The organism is Nocardia sp. NPDC049935, from assembly GCF_055586645.1.
In genome coordinates this window covers 504,272-522,847 of sequence record NZ_JBVJHV010000002.1, presented here as the reverse complement: position 1 = coordinate 522,847, position 18,576 = coordinate 504,272, and the positions used below count along the sequence as shown (strand labels likewise).

At 68.9% G+C, this 18,576-nt stretch carries 11 protein-coding genes and 1 pseudogene; 6 read left to right on the top strand and 6 right to left on the bottom strand.

Going from position 1 to position 18,576, the window contains the following annotated elements:
* Nucleotides 1–255 precede the first annotated feature (255 nt).
* From ACZ6SF_RS10640 to ACZ6SF_RS10630, 3 genes are all read left to right on the top strand, one after another.
* Nucleotides 256–1,596 carry a hypothetical protein gene (locus ACZ6SF_RS10640; protein WP_466061805.1) on the top strand — a complete coding sequence of 447 codons (1,341 nt, stop codon included), beginning with the start codon at nucleotides 256–258 and terminating at the stop codon, nucleotides 1,594–1,596.
* A gap of 144 nt (nucleotides 1,597–1,740) precedes the next feature.
* Nucleotides 1,741–3,096 carry a S1 family peptidase gene (locus ACZ6SF_RS10635; protein WP_466061804.1) on the top strand — a complete coding sequence of 452 codons (1,356 nt, stop codon included), beginning with the start codon at nucleotides 1,741–1,743 and terminating at the stop codon, nucleotides 3,094–3,096.
* A gap of 18 nt (nucleotides 3,097–3,114) precedes the next feature.
* Complete coding sequence (locus tag ACZ6SF_RS10630) at nucleotides 3,115–4,428, top strand: S1 family peptidase (RefSeq protein ID WP_466061803.1); 1,314 nt, start codon at nucleotides 3,115–3,117, stop codon at nucleotides 4,426–4,428.
* A gap of 429 nt (nucleotides 4,429–4,857) precedes the next feature.
* On the opposite strand, the gene ACZ6SF_RS10625 is transcribed toward ACZ6SF_RS10630, so the two are convergent.
* Nucleotides 4,858–5,658 (bottom strand): DUF8020 domain-containing protein, encoded by an 801-nt coding sequence (locus tag ACZ6SF_RS10625; RefSeq protein WP_466061802.1) that lies wholly within the window; start codon nucleotides 5,656–5,658, stop codon nucleotides 4,858–4,860.
* Between the two features lie 468 nt (nucleotides 5,659–6,126).
* On the opposite strand from ACZ6SF_RS10625, the gene ACZ6SF_RS10620 reads away from it, so the two are divergent.
* Nucleotides 6,127–9,402, top strand: a complete 3,276-nt coding sequence (locus ACZ6SF_RS10620; RefSeq protein ID WP_466061801.1) for a (Fe-S)-binding protein — start codon at nucleotides 6,127–6,129, stop codon at nucleotides 9,400–9,402.
* Nucleotides 9,403–9,563: 161 nt separating this feature from the next.
* Here the strand turns inward: ACZ6SF_RS10620 and ACZ6SF_RS10615 are convergent, their stop codons facing one another.
* The 4 genes from ACZ6SF_RS10615 to ACZ6SF_RS10600 all read right to left on the bottom strand — a co-directional run bounded on the left by ACZ6SF_RS10615 (nucleotide 9,564) and on the right by ACZ6SF_RS10600 (nucleotide 13,299).
* Nucleotides 9,564–9,995, bottom strand: a complete 432-nt coding sequence (locus ACZ6SF_RS10615) for a PPOX class F420-dependent oxidoreductase (RefSeq protein WP_466061800.1) — start codon at nucleotides 9,993–9,995, stop codon at nucleotides 9,564–9,566.
* 253 nt (nucleotides 9,996–10,248) lie between these two features.
* Nucleotides 10,249–11,394 (bottom strand): acyl-CoA dehydrogenase family protein, encoded by a 1,146-nt coding sequence (locus tag ACZ6SF_RS10610; protein ID WP_466061799.1) that lies wholly within the window; start codon nucleotides 11,392–11,394, stop codon nucleotides 10,249–10,251.
* Nucleotides 11,394–12,626, bottom strand: a complete 1,233-nt coding sequence (locus ACZ6SF_RS10605; RefSeq protein WP_466061798.1) for an acyl-CoA dehydrogenase family protein — start codon at nucleotides 12,624–12,626, stop codon at nucleotides 11,394–11,396. The genes ACZ6SF_RS10610 and ACZ6SF_RS10605 overlap by 1 nt, the downstream gene beginning before the upstream one ends.
* Before the next feature lie 136 nt (nucleotides 12,627–12,762).
* On the bottom strand, nucleotides 12,763–13,299 hold the full coding sequence (locus ACZ6SF_RS10600) for a YdcF family protein (RefSeq protein WP_466061797.1): 537 nt from the start codon (nucleotides 13,297–13,299) through the stop codon (nucleotides 12,763–12,765).
* A 189-nt stretch (nucleotides 13,300–13,488) separates the two neighbouring features.
* Between ACZ6SF_RS10600 and ACZ6SF_RS10595 the strand changes: the two genes are divergently transcribed.
* The gene (locus tag ACZ6SF_RS10595; RefSeq protein ID WP_466061796.1) at nucleotides 13,489–14,808 is read left to right on the top strand and encodes a UDP-glucose dehydrogenase family protein; all 1,320 of its coding nucleotides are present in this window, start codon (nucleotides 13,489–13,491) and stop codon (nucleotides 14,806–14,808) included.
* A 165-nt stretch (nucleotides 14,809–14,973) separates the two neighbouring features.
* On the top strand, nucleotides 14,974–16,815 hold the full coding sequence (locus ACZ6SF_RS10590; protein WP_466061795.1) for a DUF7159 family protein: 1,842 nt from the start codon (nucleotides 14,974–14,976) through the stop codon (nucleotides 16,813–16,815).
* 419 nt (nucleotides 16,816–17,234) lie between these two features.
* Here ACZ6SF_RS10590 and ACZ6SF_RS10585 read toward each other — a convergent pair.
* Nucleotides 17,235–18,482: pseudogene (locus ACZ6SF_RS10585) on the bottom strand (YibE/F family protein); the annotation flags it as partial.
* Nucleotides 18,483–18,576 lie beyond the last annotated feature (94 nt).

Below are 18,576 nucleotides of genomic sequence, written 5' to 3'. Positions count from 1 at the left end.
TTCCCGCACCCCCGTACGGCGGAGCCCGCACCAGTCTTCCCGCGATCAACCCGCCGAACCCCGCCGCAACGACATCGTGACCCAGCTGTGCCGTACCCGGCACCTGCGCACCGTCCCGCCCGGATCCCCGCCGGTGCCGAATCGGAGTTATTGTCAATGCTCCGCCCGTGGTGACCCGGCGCCCGCCGCCGGGCCGGTCACGGGCGAACCCGTGTCGTGGTTGTTGGACGAGTACGTCGAAGCGAGGATCCGAGGATGGCCACTGGGGTCGGCCTGCACATCGCGGAACACGTGTGCGCCGCAGCGGTCGTCGGCGACGGCGCGGATCCGCATTTCATCCTCCGGGAACCGGTGCTGCACATGTCCGACGACGGCGACGCCGTCCTCGGCGGCACGCACGCACCGCCCGACCACGCCCATACGATCACCGGGTTCGTCGCGGCGGTGGGCGACCCGGCCGGTGTGGTGGTGGACGAGGGCGAGGCGTTCCGTGGCGAGGACCTCCTCGCCACCGCGATGTTCTGCCTGATCAACCTGACCGCCGACCATCTGCACGGGCCGGCCGAGTTCTATGCCACCCATCCGGCCGACTGGCCGGTCGCGCAGGTGCTGGCCCTGCGCGGCGCACTGGACTACCTGGGGCTGAAAACGGTCGCCCTGATCAGCGAAGACGACCTGCCGGCCCGGCCCGCCGGACTGACCGCGGCCGAAACCGGCCGCTACTTCGCGGAGAACGCCGGCCGGGCCGCGCTCGCCGTGGTCCTCGACACCCCGGCCGGGGCCACCCCGCCCGACCCCACGACCGCGGAGAACTCGTTCCTCGACACGATCGTCATGCCCAAACTGCGCGGCGGCGACACCCCGGCCAAGGCGTATTCCGCGATCTCACCGGCCATGGACCCGGAGGCCACCTACGGCGGTCCGAGCCTGGGCGTACTGGCCGCCGGGCTGGGCGCACCCGCCGCGGAACGCCCGGCGATCAGCGCTCCGTCCGCCGCCGTGCCCGCGGCCGCGCCCGCCACCGGCGCCCGCAAGGTCGCGGCGAAGGCCGCGCCCCCCGCGCCGGCGGCCCGGCCCGCCTCCGGCAACGGCGTCCGCCGGACCGCGGGACTGGTGGCCGCCGCCGCCCTCGGCGGTGTGATCATCGGCGCCGTCGGCGTCGCGGTCCTGCTGGGCCGTGGATCCGCCGAGCCCGGCACCCCGGCGACCCCCACGGTCACCGAGACACCCGCCGCCTCGCCGGTCCCGCCGCCCGTCCTGCCACAGCCGATGGCCCCGCCTCCGGCGGAACCCACCTACGAAACCGAGCCGACCTACGAGCCGGAGCCGACCTACGCCGAGCCTCCGCCGCCACCACCACCACCGCCGCCGACCGTCACCCCCACCCCGGCGCCCACCACGACCGGCGTCACCCAGACCCCGGGGCCGACGCTCACCGAACCGACCACCGGAACCGAAACGCCTACGACGAAGACCCGGCCGTCGAACGGTTTCGAGTTCTTCCCGTTTCCGATGCCATTTCCCACCGACGAGAACCCCGAAATGGACCTTCCCGACACCGGATCCAAAGAAGGTCGTCAAGAGGAAGCCAGATAGCGTTTTGTGCCATAGAGTGTTCGCCTGACCGGTGTATTCCGGCCACCCCGGCACCCGGTCACTGCTCGAGGAAACCTGCGCGCCAACGGATTCAAGCCCGTGGCCGCGGATTATCTGGCACACAAGTGCCTACGAAGGGACTCCATGCGCAAGTCGGTGGCGCGTCGCGCCGCGGTCAAGGCTGCCGTCATCAGCTCGACCGTCCTCCTGGCTCCCCTGTTCGGTGCGACATCGGCGACGGCCGACCCGGCACCCGAACAGCTCAGAGCCGAGGATCTCCCGGCCGAACTCGTAGAAGCGCTGTCCCGTGATCTCGATATGACCCCGACCGAATACCTGGACCGGTCGGCCCGAGCCCAGCAATTGCAGTCCTACGCGAGCGAATTCCGGACCGAACGCCCGGACGTCTTCGCGGGCGCGTGGATGAACCCGGAAGGTAAGCCGGTCGTCGCCGTCACCTCCCCGGACGCCGCCAAGGTCGCCAGCGCCGACGGCTACCAGACCCGGCTGGCCCCGGTTTCGGCCGCCGCGCTGGAAACGTCGCTGACGCAACTGAATCAATGGGTCGCCGGGCAGCCCCGGGATATCTCCCAGGTGATCAATTCGATCGCCATCGACTTCCTCAACAGCCAGCTGGTCGTGAATGTCGCCAATACGCCGCTGGCTCATATGCTCAATCTGCCGACGCTGATCGCCAACATCAAAGTCGTCCTTTCCCCGGACGGCGGCGGACCCGTCGAACACCACCCGATGGGCGGCGATACCTACATCAGCGCCCCCGGCCCGCTGGACGACGCCGAATTGCGCAGCGTGGACGTCTGCTCGTTCGGCTTCAACAGTGTGGACGCCGGCGGAAACGCCCTCAATATCAGCGCCGGGCACTGCAACCCCAATCTCGACAAGGGCGACGAAAAGGCTTCGGTCTACGGCCCGAATATCCGCAATATCCCGGCGAGCCCGCAGCTGGGCACATTCATCCAGTCCGAACTGGGCGGCCCCAGCACCCTGGACTATTCGGTGATCCAGCTGAACGAGCGCGCGGTCGGCGCGGGAATGGACCAGCCCTCGGTCCGCGGCGCCAACGGCACCACCCTCACCATCACCGGCACCGCCGATCCGGTGACCGGCGCCCCGGTCTGCAAGTCCGGGCAGTCCTCCACCTTCACCTGCGGCTTCGTCGTCGCCGACCGGGTGGAGACCCAGCTGTTCACCACCGAGGGCGAGGCCAAGACGGTCCGCGGCTTCGCCAGCTCGGCCTGCACCCTGGGCGGCGACAGCGGCGGGGCCATCGTCACCGGCACCCTGGCACTCGGTATCACCAGCGGTTCGAACGCCGCCGACGCACCCGATTGCGGTAAGGCCAATATCGCGTTGGCCCAGTACGGCGGCACCGCCACGCTCGGCATTCCGATCCGCGCCATCCTCTCGCAGGCCGACGCCGCCGCCGCCGGCGGCGTCGGCAGCGGCATCAGCGTACGAACCCGGCCGAACGCCGGGTGAGCCCGATATAGTCTCTGCATGCTCATGCCACGCATAGGTAAACGGCGAGAGTCGCCGTCCAGAAACCGGCTGCACCGTGCCGCGATCGCCGCCTCGGCGGCCGTGCTGCTGTTCGGCCCCACCGCGGTCTCCTCGGCCGCCCCCGAACCCGCTCCCGGGCTGCCCGGCGACCTCGTCGCGGCGCTGCAGCGCGATCTGCACATCTCCCCCGAGGAGTACCTGGCGCGCGCCGATACGGCCCAGCAGGTGGCGGCGTTCGCCACCACCGCCCAGCGGCAGTTCCCGCAGGTTTTCGCGGGCTCCTGGCTCGACGAGCAGGGCAAGGGCGTAGTGGCCCTGGCTCCCGGCCCCGGCGCCGACGAAGCGCGCGGTGCGGCCGAGGGCAGCGGTTTCGTGGTCCGTAACGTCGCCAAGAGCGAATCGACGCTGCGCGGCGAGAAGAGCGCGTTCGAGCGCTGGCTCGACGGCCAGCCCGCGGCGGTGTCCGCGCTGGTGCGCGGCGTCGTGATCGATACCGTGAACAACAGCATCGCGGTCCGGGTCGACAAGGCCGGCCTGCCGATGCCGAACTTCATCGATCCGGCCCGGGTGATCGTGATGGCCCCGCCGGTGGCCGCCGAGACCCTGCCGCAGGCGGCGGCGGTCGCCGAGGCCGGAACCGTGGGCCTCGGCGGCGGTGACGGGTTCGCCTCGATCGCCGGCGACAGCTCGCTGCGCTGCTCCTTCGGATTCAACGGTGTCGGCCCGGCCGGCAACGTCGTGAACATCACCGCCGGACACTGCAATCCCGACCTGAACAACGTCGGCGCGGCCACCGTGCACGAATCGCTCGGCGGCAACAAGGTCGGCCCGAAGATCGCGACCTTCCAGAAGTCGGTGCTGGGCAACCAGGACTACTCCATCCTCGGTATCGAGGACGGGGCCGCCGGCCGCTTCGAGAACAACCAGGTCAAGGTTCCCGGTGCCGCGCCGGTGCCGATCGAGGGCGTGGCCGCCCCGGTCGTCGGAGCCCCCGTGTGCAAGTCCGGTTCGCGGACCGGCTTCAGCTGCGGCGTGGTGAACGCCGTGGACCAGACCGTTCAGGTCGGCGACCGTCAGCTCACCCAGAGCTTCTCCGCCAATATCTGCGCCCTCCCCGGCGACAGCGGCGGCCCGATCGTGACCGGACGCCTGGCACTGGGCATCTCCAGCGCCTCCTCGGTGGCCGACTACCCGATCTGCGAGATCCCCAACCTGCTGGGCGTGCTCACCGGTAACGCCCCGCAACTGTTCGCGCAGCCGGTGAGCGTGGTGCTCTCCGACAACCCGGGGCTGCGCATCCGCACGAGCTAGACCGTTCGCCCTCCGTTCGACGCGGAGGCGGCGTCCGGGTCACCTCCGCAAGGACGGGGCCCGCACGGCATCGAGCACACCAGAAGGGCCGGCAGCACAGCTGCCGGCCCTTCTGCTGTCCGCAAGACCCGTCCCCCACCGGGGAAGTACCGGCCACGGATATTCGTGCTCACAGGACCGATACGCGCCCCGCTAGGCGACCTCGCGGAACTCCGGGCCGTGACTCCACCACCGGCCTCCGGAGGTCCGGAGTTTCTAAGGGTCCTGGATCGGTGCGGAGACTCATCATCGGCTCCGCCCGACACCTGGGAAACACGAAAAGGCGGTCACGGTCCCGGAGTTCACTCCAGGACCGTGACCGCCTCTGTCTTCGTTGCGATCTCAGCCGCTACGGTCTCGACTCACGAGGAGCGCGAGACCGATCGACCGTTACTTCGGCGCTTCCACTTCCGCTTCCGCCTTCGCGGGCTCGGTCTGGGGCTGACCGCCGTTGGCCCACTTGGTGGTCCCGGCGGGCGCCTGCATGGCGTTGATCAGCTCGACACCGGCAGCGACCAGGGTCGGCCCTCCCACCGCGATGGTGCCGAGAATCCCGCCTACACCGGCACCCGTGACCAGGCCCGGGATGCAACCCGCCGGGAGTGTCACGACGCAGCCGATGACGGCACCGATGGCGGTGCCCACGAAGCCGCCGATGGCGGTGGCCAGACCGAAGTTGCTGGTGAACTCGCTGATCGCACTCTGGTTCTCGGCGGGCGATGCAATCGGCTTCACGACCTGCGGCTGGACGATCGGCTGCAGGACGGTGTTCGGTGCGAGAGCCTGAAGTTCGGCCGGCCGCTCCGGAACGATCTCGAGGACGGAACCGTCCTTCTTCACCTCGGAGGCCACCGGGATCTCGACACCGTTGGCGGTGAACTCCAGCGGCATCGAGGCCACCAGGTTGCCGCCTTTGTCCTTGATCTCGACGACCTTCTGGACGTCTTCCTTCGCGCCTTCCGCGATGGGATCCCCGGCCGCCTCCCCCGCGACGGGTTCTTCCTGCGGAGCGTTCGGGTCGGAGATCTCCTTCTCGACGATGGAGAAGGTGCCGCCGTTGATGGTCGCGACCACGGTCTTTTCCAGCAACTGGACCGCGTAGTTGACGGTTTCCTTCGGCGCTGCCGCCGGTTGTGCATGAGCTGTGCCGAAGCCCATGGCGAGCGAGCCGGTGACCAGTGCAGCGATCACGGCGGATCTCGGGAGTGTCATCCAATTCCAATCGGGTGTCCGAGGTCACATCTCAACGCGAGGGGGTCAACGCAGAACTGACCCGGAAATCCTCCCCGAGCGTTAGGAGATGTCACGCTTCCTGATAGATCGGGCTGAGCGTAATCGAATGCACTGGCAAAAGGCGAGATTCGTTTCCCAAGCGTAAGAAGTGTCGCGGGTAAGCCTGGCCTTATCACGGCGTGCCACAGGGGGCCCTTTACGGTGTTGATCAGGTCGTTCCGTTATGGACGAACAACTGAACACAGTGATGTTGATCACGCGACGATCGCCGCGAAAATCCCAGGCAGACGGGCCGCAGCCTGCCGGCGATCGTACAGTGGACACCAGTAGTTACTGGCGAGTAACTTACTGGCGGTTACGATACGAGCCGGACGGGTACTGCTCAGTTCTCCGTACCTCGTGTTGCTTCGAAAGAAAGGTCGCGACATGAATGCCCTGACAGTGACGCTGGGCACCTTGGGAGCGGCGCTCAGCCTGCTGTGCTGGGCGTCGTTCTTCGGCGGCGTCCGCAGTATCGTGCGCGCCATCATGCTCGGCCAGCCCGCCCCGGACCGCTGGCAGCCGTTCTTCCCGCGGCTCAAGCAGATGCTGGTGGAATTCCTGGCCCACACGCGGATGAACAAGTTCCGCACCGTCGGCTGGGCCCACTGGCTGGTGATGATCGGCTTCCTCGGCGGCTTCATCCTCTTCTTCGAGGCATACGGCCAGACCTTCGATCCCGAATTCCATTGGCCGATCATCGGCGACCTCGCGGTGTACCACCTGTGGGACGAGATCCTCGGCATCGGCACCGTGGTCGGCATCCTGACGCTGATCGTGATCCGTCAGCTCAACCATCCGCGGGTACCCGAGCGGCTCTCCCGCTTCAGCGGTTCCGCGTTCGCTCCCGCGTACGTCATCGAGAGCATCGTGCTCGTCGAGGGCCTGGGCATGGTCTTCGTGAAGGCCGGCAAGATCGCGACCTACGGGCACGCCAACGCGGCCACCGATTTCTTCACCATGCAGATCGCGAAGCTGCTGCCCGCGAGCCCGGTGATGGTCTCGGTATTCGCGCTGATCAAACTGCTGTCGGGCAGCCTGTTCCTGTACCTGGTGGGCCGCAACCTCAACTGGGGCGTGGCCTGGCACCGCTTCTCGGCGTTCTTCAACATCTACTTCAAACGCGAAGACGACGGCGGGGTCGCGCTCGGTGCCGCCAAGCCGATGATGTCCAAGGGCCGTGCCCTGGATATGGAGAACGTCGACCCGGATACCGACACCCTGGGCGCCGGCCGTGTCGAGGATTTCTCGTGGAAGGGTTGGCTGGACTTCACCACCTGCACCGAATGCGGTCGTTGCCAGTCACAGTGCCCGGCCTGGAACACCGGTAAGCCGCTGTCGCCGAAACTGCTGATCATGTCGCTGCGCGACCACGGCTACGCCAAAGCCCCGTATCTACTCGCCGGCGGCAGCCGGGATATGGGCGGCGACGAGGTCGGCCTGGTGGACGCCGAGGGCAACCCGGACGAGGCGAAGCTCGCGAAGATCTCCGAGGCCGCTCGCGCCGAGGCCGAGCGCCCGCTGGTGGGCGACGCCGAGGTGAACGGCATCATCGACCCCGAGGTGCTGTGGTCGTGCACCACCTGCGGCGCCTGCGTGGAGCAGTGCCCGGTCGATATCGAGCATGTCGACCACATCATCGATATGCGCCGCTACCAGGTGCTCATCGAATCGGAGTTCCCGTCCGAGCTCGCGGGTCTGTTCAAGAACCTGGAGAACAAGGGCAATCCGTGGGGCCAGAACGCCAAGGACCGGCTCAACTGGATCAACGAGATGGACTTCGACATCCCGGTGTTCGGTAAGGACGCCGACAGCTTCGACGGGTACGAGTACCTGTTCTGGGTGGGCTGCGCCGGCGCCTACGAGGATCGGGCGAAGAAGACCACCAAGGCCGTCGCCGAACTGCTGGCGACCGCGGGCACGAAGTTCATGGTGCTGGGCCAGGAGGAGACCTGCACCGGCGATTCGGCCCGTCGTGCGGGTAACGAATTCCTGTTCCAGCAGCTGGCCATGCAGAACATCGAGGTGCTGAACTCGGTGTTCGAGGGCGTGGAACAGAAAAAGAAGAAGATCGTCGTCACCTGCGCGCACTGCTTCAACGCGCTCAACAACGAGTACCCGCAGGTCGGCGGCACCTACGAGGTGGTCCACCACACTCAGCTGCTGAACCGGCTGGTGCGCGGCAAGCAGCTCGTCCCGGTGGCCCCGGTGACCCAGAACGTCACCTACCACGACCCCTGCTACCTGGGCCGGCACAACAAGGTCTACAACGCGCCGCGTGAGCTGATGGCCGCTTCCGGATCCAATCTGGTGGAGATGCCCCGGCACGGCGAACGGTCCATGTGCTGTGGCGCCGGTGGCGCCCGGATGTGGATGGAAGAGCAACTCGGCAAGCGCATCAATATCGACCGCGTGGACGAGGCGCTGACCACCTCGCCCGCCAAGATCGCCACCGGCTGCCCCTTCTGCCGCGTGATGCTCACCGACGGTGTGACCGCCCGCCAGGAGTCGGGTCAGGGTGAGGGCGTCGAGGTCGTCGACGTCGCACAGCTGATGCTGGAATCCATCGAACGGGTCGACCCGTCGAAGCTGACCGAGAACCTGACGGTTATCCAGGAGCCGAAGGCCGAACCCGAACCCGAGGTCGAACCGGAGCCCGAGCCGGAACCCGTCGCCGAGGCCGCGCCCGCCGCGGAGAAGGCGGCTCCGAAGGGCGGCGGCCTGGCCATGAAGGGCCCCGCGAAGGCACCCGGTAAGGGCCTGGGCATGAAGGGCGCCGCGAAGGCACCCGGAGCCAAGGCACCCGCCGATGAAGCCAAAGCTCCCGCCGAGGGCGAGACCGCGGCTCCGGCTCCGGCCAAGGGCCTCGGAATGAAGGGGGCCGCCAAGGCACCCGGCGGTAAGGGTCTGGCGATGAAGGGCGCTGCCAAGGCACCCGGCGCCAAGGCCGAATCCGCGCCCGCCGAAACCGCTCCGGCCGAATCGGACGAGGCGAAGGCCGCTCCCCCGGTGAAGGGCCTGGGGATGAAGGGCGGCGCGAAGGCGCCCGGTAAGGGTCTCGCCATGAAGGGGGCCGCGAAGGCTCCCGGCGCCAAGGCCCCGGCCGCCGAGCCGGAGTCCGAGGCGCCCGCGGAAGCGGAAGCCTCCGCGAGCTCCGCCCCGACCGAAACCAAGCCCACGGTCGCGGCCAAGGGTCTGGCGATGAAGTCCGGCTTCAAGCGTCCGGGTCCGAAGGCTCCCGGCGCCAAGCCTGCGGCCGATCCGGCTCCCGCGCAGACATCCGACCCCACGGACTCGACCGCGACCGATTCCGCTCCGGCGGGAGCCGGAGCACCGGCCGCACCCGCGCAGGAGAGCAAGCCGTCGAAACCGGCCAAGGGTCTGGCGATGAAGTCCGGTTTCAAGCGTCCGGGTCCGAAGGCTCCGGGCGCCAAGGCTGCGGCCGAACCGGAACCGGCGCCCGAACCGGAGCCCGCCGCTGAGGCGACCCCGGAGGCCCCCGCCGAGACCGAACCGGAAACGGCCACCCCCGAGACCGCTTCGGAAACCTCCGGCAACGGAAACGGCTCCACCGGCAACGGGTCCGGTGCGACCCCGCCGCCGGCGAAACCGGGTGCGCTCGGCTTCAAGTCCGGCGCGAAGGCGCCGGGCCGGAAGAGCTGACGACACGAACAACAGAAGAACTGAACGGGCCCGGCTTTCGCAGCCGGGCCCGTTCGGGTTTATCGGTCCGGCCGGAACGGCCACCTGAAACGCCGGGCGTCGGGAGTTCCCGCAGCCCGGCTCAAAACAGGGCACACGGCGGCTCGGAACCGGCGACCGGCTCAGCGAAGGGCGGCGCCGTACACCCGCTCCACCGCCAGCTTCATCAGCACCCGGCGGTCGGACACCATGACCGAACGATATTCGTCCCAGTCCGGGTGCTCACCGGCAGCAGCGCGGTAGTAGTCCACCAGCGCCTCGACCTCGGGTCCGTGTGGATCGGCGCCCGGTCCGGTCAGCGTGACCGAACCTTCCGCTGTCGCCCACGCCCAGCCGTCGGCCCGGGTCACCTCGAGCGCCGCCCGTGGGTCACGGCGCAGGTTCACGGTTTTCGCCCGGCCCTCGGTCATGGAGACGTAGATGATCTCGGCGGCGCGGTCGTAGTAGGGCGTAACCGGCGACAGCTGCGGCAGTCCGTCGGATTTGATGGTCGCGAGGACGCCGAGGCGACTCTCGCTCAGCAAGGTGCGGGGGTCGAACTGTGTGTCCGTCATACCGTGATCCAAGCGGAAGCTCCGGTCCACTATTCCAGGACGGATCTTCGAACAGAGCACCGAATGGACCCCCGCCGACCAGAACGGCGTCCATATCGACTTCCCGTTCCCGATCACCATCCCATGGACGGAACTGGAGTATTGACCCGCGGGCCGGACCGCGCGGTGATCCCCCTCTGACGAGCCACCGCACGGCCCGGCACGGGTTTTCGCGCACCCCACTCGGGCACGGTGAGTGGGGTGCGCTTTGCGATCAGGAATTCGTCAACGCGATATAGCGTGCGAGATGATCGGAGCTGGAACCGAATTCGTATTCGATGGCGGTGAGCCGTTTGAAGTAATGGCCGATGGCCAGTTCCTCGGTCATGCCCATCGCGCCGTGCAGCTGCACCGATTCCTGGCCGATGAGGCGGGTGGCGCGGCCGATGGTGACCTTGGCCGCCGAGACGGCGCGGGCGCGTTCGGCGGGGTCGGCCTCGAGCGCGTAGGCCGCGAGGTAGGCGGCGGCGACGCTCTGTTCGAGTTCGATGAGCATATCGACCATGCGGTGCTGCAGCGCCTGAAAACTGCTGATCGGGACCCCGAACTGCTGGCGCTGTTTGGTGTATTCGACGGTGTCGCCGAGTACTTTGCGCATCAGGCCCACCGCTTCCGAGGCGACCGCGGCGATCGCGGCGTCGACGGTCGCGTCGATGACCGGCCAGGCCCCGCCTTCCGCTCCGAGCAGCGCGCCCGCGGGTACCCGCAGGCCGGTGAGGGTGATATCGGCGGCCACCCGGTCGTCGATGGTGCGGTACCGGTGCACCTCGACTCCCGCCGGCGGCGCGGACGGGTCGAACGGCAGCAGGAACAGCGAGATCCCGTCCTGGTCGCGCCGGTCGCCGGAGGTGCGCGCGGAGATGATCAGGTGGGTGGCGACGGGCAGGCTCGTCACCACGATCTTGGCGCCGTCCAGTACCCAGTCCGCACCGTCGCGCCGGGCGGTGACCGAGACATCGTGGCGCACTTCGCCGGAGCCGGGTTCGAGGGCGGCGAAGGCGATCCGCGCGGTTCCCCCGGCGATCTCCGGCAGCAGCGCCTGCGCGGCGTCGCCGCCGGAGTGGCGCAGCAGACCGCCGCCGACCACCACGGTATCGATATACGGTTCCACGACGAGGGCCCGCCCGAGTTCCTCGGCGATGATCATGCCCTCGACGGGACCGCCGCCGGAGCCACCGGACTCCTCGGGCAGGGTCAGGCCGAGCACATCCAGTTCGGCCAGGCCGCGCCAGATCTCCGGCTGCCAGCCCGCGCCGGTCTTGACGGCGCTGCGGCTCTTCTCGAGGTCGTACCGTGCGGCGAGGAAACCGGCGACAGCGTCGCGCAGCATCTGCTGCTCATCGGTGAAGGTGAAGTCCATCAGAGCCCCAATGCTGCCTTGGCGAGAATATTTCGCTGGATTTCGTTGCTGCCGGCGTAGATCGACCCGGCGCGGTCGTTGAAGTAGCGCAGGGGCGCCACGGCCTGCCAGTCGGCACCGCTGAGGTAGCCGTCCGACGGCGGGGTGTAGTCGGCGATCGGACCGCCCGGCGCGGTGGCATGCGGCTGGTAGACCCGCCCGCGCGGACCGGCCGCGGTGAGCGCGAGTTCGGTGAGCTGCTGGCTGAGCTCGGTGGACAGGATCTTCAGCATCGACGAGGACGTTCCCAGATCCTTGCCCTGGGCCATCGCGGCCAGGGTCCGGAATTCCAGTACCTCGAGCACCTCGGTGCGGATCCGGGCGTCGGCCAGCTGCGCGGCGAAATGCGGATCGGCGCTGAGCGGGTTGCCGTCCCGGCCGGGCTGGGTGGCCGCGGCGGTCGCGATGTTCTCGGCCATGGCCTGCAGCGCGGGCGCCATGGCGCCGCCGCCGCGTTCGTGGACCAGCAGGTATTTCGCGACGGTCCAGCCGTCGTCGATCCGCCCCAGCACATTGCTCTTGGGGACCCGCACGTTGTCGAAGAAGATCTGGTTCTGGACCTGCTCGCCCGAACTCATCACCAGCGGCCGGATCTCGATACCGGGGGTGGTCATATCCATCAGCAGGAAGGTGATGCCCTGCTGTTTCTTGCCCTCGCGGGAGGTCCGGACCAGGGAGAAGATCCAGTTCGCCTCGGTGGCGTGGGTGGTCCAGATCTTGCTGCCGGAGCAGACGAAGTCCTCACCGTCGGCGACGGCGGACATATTGAGCGCGGCGAGATCGGACCCGGCCTCCGGTTCGGAGTAGCCCTGGCAGAAGAAGACCTCGCCGGTGAGGATGCGCGGCAGGAAGTATTTCTTCTGCTCCTCGGTGCCGAAGGCGATCAGGGCGGGGGCGACCATCCTGATACCCATCGGCGAGAGCGCGGGCGCCCCGGCGAGGGTGAGTTCGCGGCTGAAGATGTAGTGCTGAGTGAGCGACCATTCACAGCCGCCCCATTCGACCGGCCAGTGCGGCGCCGCCCAGCCCCGCTCGTGCAGGACGCGCTGCCACTCCAGGCTCGCCTCGTGGTCGGAGTAGACACTGGTCATCAGCCGGCCCGCGGTGCTCACCTCGGGCGTCAGCTTCTCGGCCAGGAACGCTCGTACCTCGTCTCGGAAGGCCTTGTCGGCCTCCGACCAGTCGTAATCCATACACGCTCCCGAAGGCTTCATGCGTCGTCGCAGCAGGTCCGGCGACTACCGGTGCCAGTACGAATGTAGCCACGCCGCTCACCCGGAGTCAAACTGAAGGCACGTGCCCTCAATGGTCCGGAAATAGTCCGGCAGGTTACTCGCAATTCTCGAAGATCGCCTTCGCGTAGCCCGCGGATTGATACACATAGTCGTAGGCCCACCGCAGAACCGACAGCCGCGGCCGGGTGTCCACGAACAGCAACTGCCCGTCCCAGCATTTGCCGAGGACATACCGCGCGCGCGAGATATGCGGGGTGAAGGTGACCACGATGACCCGCCGCCAGCCATGCGCCCGCGCCTGCTCCGCCAGATAGCGGGCCTCACCCCGGGTGGTCCGCGGCGCGGGATCGAAACACACGACCTCGAAGCTGTACCCACCGTGACAGATCCGGTTGATCAGCGGGCTGTCCTCGTAGGGATTGGAGATGAGGACCCGCGGCGCGTACCCCTCGCGGGCCAGCCGCAGCCCCAGCGCCTCCCGGCCGTCGTGCGCGCCGCCCAGCACCAGGATCGCGTCGGCCGGGGCGGGATCCTCGCGTTGCGGACGCACGTACACCGGCCACAGCGCGAGCACCGCGACCACGACCGCGACGAGGACCGCCATCGCGATGGGGACGAGTCGCTGGCGCATCGCCGCGATCCTAACGGGCACGCCTCCGGCGCCGACCGCGCCCGGCCGGAGCCGAACACCCTGGTCCGGTGCACCGGGCGACACTCCGCCCCGGGCCCGCACGCCGCGTCGTCGGGTGTACATCTGCTGTTGCCCGGCACCTCGCCTCGGTTTTCTGGTGTGGCCATCGGCGGGGCTTACCACTGGATCATGCGATGCACAGTCTTCGGAACCGGGTACCTGGGGGCCACGCACGCAGCGTGTATGGCCGAACTCGGACACGATGTACTCGGAGTCGATATCGACCCGGGCAAGGTCGCGAAACTCTCCGACGGGGTGACACCCTTCTACGAGCCCGGCCTGGACGCGGTACTACGCCGCAATCTCGACTCCGGACGTCTCCGGTTCACCACCTCCTACAGTGAGGCGGCCGATCACGCGGATGTGCACTTCCTCGGGGTCGGCACGCCACAGAAGAAGGGCGAATACGCGGCGGATCTCAAATATGTGCACGCCGTGGTCGACACGCTCGCCCCGCTGGTCACCCGGCCCGCGGTCATCATCGGCAAATCCACCGTGCCGGTGGGCACCGCCGCCGAACTCGGCCGCCGGGCCCGCGCGCTGAGCCCGGATATCGAGGTGGCCTGGAACCCGGAATTCCTGCGCGAGGGGTTCGCGGTGCGCGACACCCTGCGGCCCGACCGCCTGGTGCTCGGCGTGGACCGGGAACGGGAGCGGTCGGACTGGGTGCGGGAGGTGGTGGAGGAGCTCTACGCGGATCTGCTCGCCGCCGAGGTCCCCTTCCTGCTCACCGATCTGGCGACCGCGGAACTGGTCAAGGTCTCCGCGAACGCCTTCCTGGCCACCAAGATCTCGTTCATCAACGCGGTCTCGGAGGTCTGCGAGGCCACCGGCGCCGATGTGACCGTCCTGGCCGACGCACTCGGCTACGACGCCCGGATCGGGCGCCGGTTCCTCAATGCCGGGGTCGGTTTCGGTGGCGGATGCCTGCCGAAGGATATCCGCGCGTTCATGGCGCGGGCCGGCGAACTCGGCGCCGATCATGCCCTGGCCTTCCTGCGCGAAGTCGACAACATCAATATGCGCCGCCGCACCAAGATGGTGGATATGGCGGCCCGGGCCTGCGGCGGTTCGCTGCTGGGGGCCAATGTCGCGGTGCTGGGCGCGGCCTTCAAACCGGAATCCGACGATGTCCGGGATTCCCCCGCGCTCAATGTGGCGGGCATGATCCAGTTGCACGGCGCGGTGGTCACCGTCTACGACCCCAAGGCGCTCGAGAATTCGCGCCGGGTCTTCCCCACCCTGAGTTACGCGACCTCGGTGGCGGAAGCCTGCGAGCGCGCCGACGTCGTTCTGGTGCTCACCGAATGGAAGGAATTCGTGGACCTCGCGCCCCGGGATCTGGACGCTGTGGTGCGGACCCGGTCGATCATCGACGGGCGCAACTGTCTCGATCGAGACGCCTGGCGCTCGGCCGGATGGGTGTACGCAGGGCTGGGCACACCGTAGAGTCGGGGTGAGCGAGCCGGGGCCCCGCGGCATCGGTTCCTGCCACCCGTAGCAACGGGACCGGGCGGTACTGTCGGAGGAGTCACCTGGTTCGGGGGATGAGCCGTCATCATCGACCGGTTGGCGCTCGCATATCGTGAAGCGGGAAGTACAGATGGGCTGCCGATGAGTTCAGTTCTGGGTGTGTCGGTGGGGGCCGGCGCGATCCGCTTGGCGCGCCCACCGGCGGGCGACGCGTCCGCGACGGATCCCGAATCGTTCGAGCAACGGACGTTCGTGGTGCCGCCGGAGACTCCGAGCGCGGAACGTGCCGCGCTCTCGGTGGCCGCCGCCTTGAACTCGAACCCCGCGATCACCGCCACCGTGCTGGCCTGCCGTGGCGAACAGCAGGCCCGGGCCATGCGCGTGGCCATGGCCGAGCAGGGCCTGCACGACTACGCCCTGGTACCCGATATCGACGCGATCCTCGAATTCGCCGTCACCTCCGGCGCCCTGCAGGGCGTGAACACGCTCGCCGTCTACGATCTCGGCGCCTCCGGGCTGTCGGTGACGGTGGTGGATATCGCGAGCCGGGAGGTCCGCCACACCGAACGCACCGGCGATATCAGCGGTGAGTATTTCGATTCGCTGGTCCGCGAGCAGCAGATCAACTCCGGGCGGATCGCGCATCCTCCGGATCCCGCGGACCTGATGCGGCTCGACGCACTGTGCCGGGCCGCGAAGGAACGGCTTTCGGCGAGCAACGCGGTCGCCCTGCCCAGCGATTTCGGACCGGTACTGCTGACCCAGGAGAACTTCACCGCGCTGATCGCCCGCGCCGTCGAGGCGTCGGTGCGCTCGACCCGCGATGTGATCGCACGGTCGGGAGTGCCGGTCCAGGCGCTGCTCGCGGTGGGCGGCGGCGTCCGCATTCCGCTGGTGAGCCGCACGCTGCGCGATATTCTCGAGATTCCGGTACTGGTTCCGCCCGAGCCGGAGGCCGCGACGGCTCGCGGCGCCGCGCTACTGGCCGGCAAAGAACCGGAAGCCCGTACCTCGACGCGCCCCGCGGTCCCCGACACCGGATCGCGTCCGGATTCCGTCGCCGCCACGCAGGGCACAGCGACACCGCCGCCGTTCCCACCGGCCCAGAGCACCGCGACCCCCGCGCCTTTCGCACCCGTGCGGAACCCGGTAACCCCCGCGCCGTTCGCACCGGCGGCCCACGGCACCGCGACCGCCGCACCGTCTCCCGGCAGCGCGCACCACATTTCCGCCGCACATGACGCCCGCGCGCACTCCGGCTCCCACGAGACCCCGGCCGCCACCGCGACTCTGCGCTCGACCGGACCACAGCCGGTGCTCGCTCCGGCCGCCGATCCGTATCCGTCCATGCCCGGGCTCTTCCCGCCGGTGCCACAGCCCGGTATCTTCGGCCCGCCCGCGGGGTCTCCCACCACCGCGCCGGCCGGTCCGCGGCCGCTGCTCGCGCCCGCCTCCACCCCTGATCCCGATAGCGAGCCCGTCACCCTCGCACCGGAATCGGCCCCCGCGAAGCCGACGGAAACCGCTACCCCGCAACGACTCTCACCGGCCGAAGACCCGCCGACCGTCGCCCTGCGGATTCCCGCCAAACTGCTGCCCCGCCGCTCCTTCGACGTTCCGCCGCGCCGCGGTCGCGAGCTCAGCGCCGCGGCGGTGGCGGTGAGCGCACTGGTCGTGGTGGCCGCGATCGGTATCGGGCTCGGTTACGGCCAGCACATGTTCCGCCAGGAGTCGACCACGGTCGAGAGCACGACCCAGGCGCCCACCACCACACCGACCACCCGGACCGCCGCGCCTCCGGTCACCACTATCCCGCCGGAACACGAATCGCTGGCGGAGCCGCCACCGGTGGCGGCTCCACAGGAGACCGAGGCACCCACCACCACGGCCGGGCCGAACACCTTCCAGGTCCCGTGGCTCCCGCCGATCGTCGTGCCGACCATCCCGCCCGAAGCGCTGCCGTTCCCGCGGCCGCCGCGCTGACCGGCCGTTTCACCCGCGAGCGGCCGGGCTCAGAACTCCCCGTACCCCGGCCGCGGCGGACGCCGGGGCGGCATCGGACCGCGTAGCCCCGGTTGTTCCCCGGACCACGGCCGTTGCGACCCGGGTTGCTGCGGATCCGGCCGCCGCGGCCCGGGTTGCTGCGGGCCGGACTGTTGCGGGCCCGGCTGTTGCGGGCCGGGTGGCGCGGAACGTCCGGCACCACGCGGATCGGTGGCGCCACCGGAGGTCCGGCCCCGCGGCCGCTCGCCCGGCTCGCGGGGCACCCGGGGTTGCTCCCCCGTGGTCGGCCACGGTTCGTACCGGCGCCCGGATCCGCGGCGCCGACCGGTCGCGGTATCGGCTTCCGGCCGGGCGACCTTGCGATGGGACCCGGTATCGGTACGTCTGACCGCTTTCGGGCGGGTGGACTCCGGGCGGCGCTGCGAGCCGAACGGTTTGGCCAGCAGTACGGCGATACCCGTGGTCAGCGGCACGGAGAGCGCCAGGCAGATACCGCCGACCGCCGACCGCGCGATTTCGATGGCCACCGCGTCACCGACCAGGACATCGCGGATCGGACGGCCCGCGACACTGAACAGCAGCAGCAGCGGCAGCGCCCCACCCGCGTAGGCGAGCACCAGGGTGTAGACGGTACTGGCGATATGGTCGCGCCCGACCCGCATCGCGGCCGCGAAAATCTCCCGCCGCGTGGCCTTCTTGTCCAGTTCCGCGAGTTCGAAGGCCGCCGAGGCCTGGGTGATCGTCACATCGTTGAGCACACCGAGTGAACCGATGATGAACCCGGCCAGCAGCAGGCCCGTGATACTGACGTGTTCGATATAGGTCGCGACATTCGTGTTCTGCTCTTCGGAAAGCCCGGTGAGCGTGGTCGATTCGATGGCCAGCCAGGACAGCAGCGCCGCGATGAGCATCGAGGTCAGCGTGCCCAGCAGGGCCGAACTCGTGCGCAGGTTCACCCCGTGCGCGAGATACAGCACGGCATAGAGGATCAGCGAACCCGATACCAGCGCAACCGGTATCGCGGGTTTACCGTCGAGCAGCGCCGGCAGCAGGAAGACCACCAGCACCGCGAACGCGAAGACGAGACCGATCAATGCCCGCAGGCCGCGCCAGCGGGCGACCACCACGATCACGACGATGAACGCGACCACGAGCACGCTCAGCGGGAACCCGCGCGCGTAGTCGTCGAACGAGTACAGCGGGGTGCCGTCGGGCCCGGCCTGCCGAATGATCCGCAACTCGTCACCGGCGGCCAGATCGGGCTGGCCGGGGCCGGGCGCGATTTCCAGAAGTGTGTGTTTACCCTGGTGCGGCCCGGATTCGATCTCGATGAGACTGCGCTGGCAGTCGTAGACCTGCGCCGGAGGCGGCTGCGGATCGCCCTCGAACACCCGCCCGATGGACGGGCTGCCGCAGGCGCCGAGATCCTGCCGGATCACCGTCCCGGCTTCGGTGACCACCGCCGAGCCGTCGGCGTTCTGCATGGGCAGCGGGATATCGATCTGCTGCCGGTCGGGCCACAGCGCGATGGTGGCGATGACCACGACGATGCCGATCGCGACCAGCAGTCCGACCACGACCCGGGCCGCGGTCGCGCCGATGGCGATCGGCCGGGAGTGATCGTGATGGTGATGGTGGTCGCTCACCCCGGCCAGCCTAGAGGATGCGCCGGCAGCTCATACTTCCGGCGGATAGGCCGTACGCAGCGAGTTCTCCGCGGACGGGAGGAATTTTCCGAGA